4 protein-coding genes are annotated in these 4,090 nt (G+C 66.7%); all 4 read right to left on the bottom strand.

The features are described 5' to 3' along the window. A partial coding sequence (locus VJS90_RS14525; protein WP_324122342.1) for a class I SAM-dependent methyltransferase occupies positions 1–589 on the bottom strand: 589 nt, incomplete at its 3' end. Further along, complete coding sequence (locus VJS90_RS14520) at positions 586–1,341, bottom strand: PIG-L family deacetylase (RefSeq protein WP_324122341.1); 756 nt, start codon at positions 1,339–1,341, stop codon at positions 586–588. The genes VJS90_RS14520 and VJS90_RS14525, both read right to left, overlap by 4 nt. Beyond that, positions 1,338–2,381 carry an acyl-CoA dehydrogenase family protein gene (locus tag VJS90_RS14515; protein ID WP_324122340.1) on the bottom strand — a complete coding sequence of 348 codons (1,044 nt, stop codon included), beginning with the start codon at positions 2,379–2,381 and terminating at the stop codon, positions 1,338–1,340. The genes VJS90_RS14520 and VJS90_RS14515 overlap by 4 nt, the downstream gene beginning before the upstream one ends. Positions 2,382–2,454: 73 nt before the next feature. Then, positions 2,455–4,090: DNA ligase D (gene ligD, locus VJS90_RS14510; protein ID WP_324122339.1), on the bottom strand; the 1,636-nt coding region annotated here is incomplete at its 5' end.

Raw genomic sequence — 4,090 nt, 5'->3', positions numbered from 1 at the left:
TCTCGTCCAGGTCGATGACGCTGGGCTGGCAGCACCAGTACTCCAGCACGAAATCAGCCTCCTCATGCCGGTAAAGCGGATAGAGCGGCAGATGCCTGGCCAGCATCGCATGCACCTGATGGCCGGTCTGCGGGCAACCTTCGATCGGGTGCAACCAATGACAGGCCAGCAACCCACCATCAGGTGTGAGGCTGGCGACCGACTGCTCGATCACTTGCAGCCACTGGGTCGGATCAAGGTAGTAGCCGATCTCGCTAAGCACGATCAGGTCATAGCGCTCGCCTGGCCAGTCGGCGGGCAGGCGTCCTTGCTCGACCCGGGCATGGGGCGCCTCGCTCAGTCGCTCCCGCGCCAGCTGCACGGCGGTAGGATTGAGGTCCTGGCAGAGCAGGTGGGCGCAGCGCTCCGCCAGCGCCGCGCTGAGTTCACCATTCGCGCAGGCCGGCTCGAACACCCGCTCGTAGCACTGGCGCGGCAGGCTGGCCATCACCAGGTCGCGCTTGCGCCGCTCGTACCAGCGCTGGCGGAACGCCCAAGGGTCATCGCTGTTGGCGTAGAGCTGAGCGAAGTACTGATCATCGGGCTTCATAGGAACACCAGTTCAAAGGGTTGCAGAAGGCACTCGAGCAGGCTCGCCGGGAGCACGGGCGGGTGCCCGTCATCGGCTTCCATCTGGCTGACGTGGGCGGCGATCGCCTGCTGCTTGCGCGTCACCGCCGCCTGATCGAGCTGAATACGATGGGCGCGCGACCAGGGCAGGCGGGCATCATCGGGACTCGCCCAATGCCAGGCCCACACCGGCACTTCCACCAGCCTTGCCTGGCGCGCCTGGGCGGCCTGGGCGCAGGCGCGGCCCACGGCCTCGTGATCGGTATGGCCATCATTGCGCCAGGTGGTCAACAGCACGTCGCCAGGCTTGAGCAACTGGTTGAGGTGATTGACCAGGAAGGCCTCGTCATGGGCCACGGTGCTGTCCTTGAGGTTCAGGCGGCGCCAGTCCAGGTCGGTCACCGACAGGCCGAGGCGCTGCAAGGCATGCCGGCTTTCCAGGGGGCGGTCGCGGCGCAGCCGGTGTTCGGTCCAGTGGGTCGAGCCCGGGTGGCTGCCCTCGCCATCGGTTACCGAGATCAGCACCAGGTCCTGCTCTCGGCCACTGAAACTGCACAGCAGGCCACCACAGGCCAGGATCTCGTCGTCGGGGTGCGGGGCCACCACCACCAGGCGAGTACCGGGCGGGCAGAGCTGTTCGGGGTTGATCCAGGTGGCACGGGCCAGGTGAGCCGACTGCTGCCAGTCGGCCCAACGGGTCCCGTCGCTGGCTTGTATCAGGTTCGGGGTCATAGCTGCCAGGCTCCTGCAGGGTCTTGCGCCAGCTGTTGGCCGAGGGTTGCCAGGTCGCGTTCGGCGTGGCTCTGGCGCAAATACACCGGCAGATCGGCACTGAGCCGGGCAAAGTGACTGTTGTGGCAGAACGGGGTGGCGCCAAGGGCGCGGCCGACGTGGCGGATGACGTGTTCCACGGCCTGCTCGACCTGGGCGCGCGCCCGGCGTACCGGCAGGCTGGCGTCCAGGGCGGGGTTGCGGTCGATCCAGGCGGCACATTCGCGCAGCGCCGCGCGGGCGCCATACAGCGCGGCATCGACCGCGCCCAGGTGGGCTTCGGCATGGGGGTCCTGGCGGGGTTTGCGGCAGTGTTCGCGCAGGTAGTCCGCCAGCGCCTCGGCGGCACCATACCAGCAGGCCGCGATGCCGCCACCGCCGTGCCAGAAGCCTGGCCTTGACAGGTACTGACCGGGCTCGCCGACCGCGATGCCTGGCGAATCTTCAAACACGATTTCCACGCTGGTGGTGGTGGCCATGCCAACGGCCTGCCAGTGGTCGGCCAGGATCTGCTGGCTGGGTTCGGACAGCTCGATGGCCACCAGCTGTGGTTGGTCGTTGTCATCCCAGGCCGTCAGCAACGCCCGGTCGATCTGCAAGGCGCCGGAACACCAGGCCTTGCTGCCCGCCAGGCGGACATGGCGGCCTTGGCGGGAAACAATCCGAGCCCGAGCGCTGGGCGGCTCGGCGGCCCATACGCCCCAGATGCCTTCGCCAGGAAACTCGATGGCGTCGCATTCCGCCAGGATCGCCAGGGCATCGGTATGGCCCTCGTAGAGCTTGGCCAGCGACAAGTCGCAGCCGGCGATGCGTGCCAGGGTCTGCCAGCGTTGCAAGGTGTGGCCCTGGCCCGGCAGCGGCAACTGGTCGAGGCGGTCTGCCTGCAGCGCCTGCAGGATCATCGGCAACTGCGTGTCCAGATTCAGCGCTTGAGGACGTTCGGTGAAACTGCGCAGCAGTCGATCGAGATTGCCCAGGTCGAAATCCTGGATGATGCTCATGACACGGACTCCTCAGGCCCACCTTGGGCCGCATGGGTAGTGCAGGGGCGCGGCATGTCGAACGCTGTCGTCATCAACTCAGCCCTAGCTGTTTGCGCATCCGCGCGGTAATGGATTGTCGGGTGGTGGCAAAGTCCGCCCAGGGGTCCTCGACCTCGGCCAGGCGTTCGCGCAGGTTGAACAGGTTCCACTGGTTGGCGCCCTTGAGCTGCGCCAGCTCTTCACGCCAGATCGGCACCGACACCGGCAACCCTTCACGGGCACGCAAGGTATAGGCGCAGGCGGTCGTGGCGCCCTTGCCGTTGCGCAGATAGTCGATGAAGATGCGCCCCACGCGATTCTTGGGGCCGGACACGGCAGACAGCCGGTCGGGAAACAGCCCCGCCAGGTGATCGACGATGGCATGGCTGAAATCCTTGACCTCGTCCCATCCGGCGCGCCGGGTCAGCGGCACCACGACGTGCATGCCCTTGCCACCGCTGGTCTTGAGAAAGCTCTGCAGGCCCAGCTCGTCGAGCAGGGTCAAGGTCAGGTGCGTCGCCTCGAGCATGGCCTTCCAGGGCAGCGCTGGGTCCGGGTCGAGGTCGAGGACAAACCGGTCGGGCTTGTCGAAGTTCTTCTCGGTGGCGTTCCAGGTGTGCAGCTCGAGCATGTTCATCTGCACCGCGCCGAGCAGGGTGTCGGGACGGTTGATGATCATCACGGCCTGGCCGGCTTCAGCCTTGTCGTAAGTGACGATGTTGGGGATACCCAGCTGGCCGGCGTTCTTCTGGAAGAACAGCTCGCCCGCCAGGCCATCGGGCGCGCGGACCAGCGCGACCGGCCGCTGTGCCAGGTGCGGGAGAATCCAGTCGGCCACCTCGGCATAGTACTCGGCGACCTGGCGCTTGGTGGCGCCGCTGCTGGGGTCGATGACCCGCTCGGGATGGGTGAGGCGCAGGCTGCCGAGGTTCTCGGTGTCGGCCGCGGTCTTCTTGTTTGGCATGGGTCGCTCCAGGTCGATGGCCGTGGCGGGCTTGTCATCGCGCAGGCCATGGAACACGGCATGGCGCACGATGCCTTCTCGGGTCATCTGGGCGAACGCCACCTCGGCCAGCAGGCGCGGTTGCAGCCAGTGCACGCCGCGAGCCTCGGCGCCCGTGGGCGGGTTGGCCAGGGCAGGGCGCTCGCCTTCCAGCGGCTTGAGGCGGGCATGGATGCTGTCCAGCGTTGTCGCGCTGAAGCCGGTGCCCACCTTGCCGGCGTAGCGCAGTTCACCGCTGTCGTTGTCGTGCAACGCCAGCAGCAAGGCGCCGAAGCCGCTGCGGCTGCCCTTGGGATCGGTGAAGCCGACGATCACGAATTCCTGGCGCTGCTTGCACTTGAGCTTGACCCAGTCGCTGCTGCGCCGGCCGATATAGGGGCTGTCGGCCCGTTTGCCGATCAGGCCCTCGAGCGCGAGGCGGCAGGCGCTGTCGAGCAGTGAGTCCACAGGCTCGTCGAAATCCCTGGAAAAGTTGAGCTCGGCGGCGTCACTTTTTTCCAGCAGCGCCTGCAGGGCGTCACGGCGCTCTTGCAGGGGGCTTTCGCGCAGATCCTTGCCGTCGAGGTAGAGGAGGTCGAACAGGTAATAGCTGATCTGCTCGTCGCTGTTACGGTCGAAGGCGTTCTGCAAGGCCTGGAAGTCGGCGACACCGTTTTCTCCGGCCACCACCATCTCGCCATCGAGC

Source organism: Pseudomonas sp. (genome assembly GCF_035277045.1).
GTDB lineage: Bacteria > Pseudomonadota > Gammaproteobacteria > Pseudomonadales > Pseudomonadaceae > Aquipseudomonas.
Note: the sequence above shows the minus strand (reverse complement) of the source record. Positions and strands in the feature narration are given on the sequence as shown.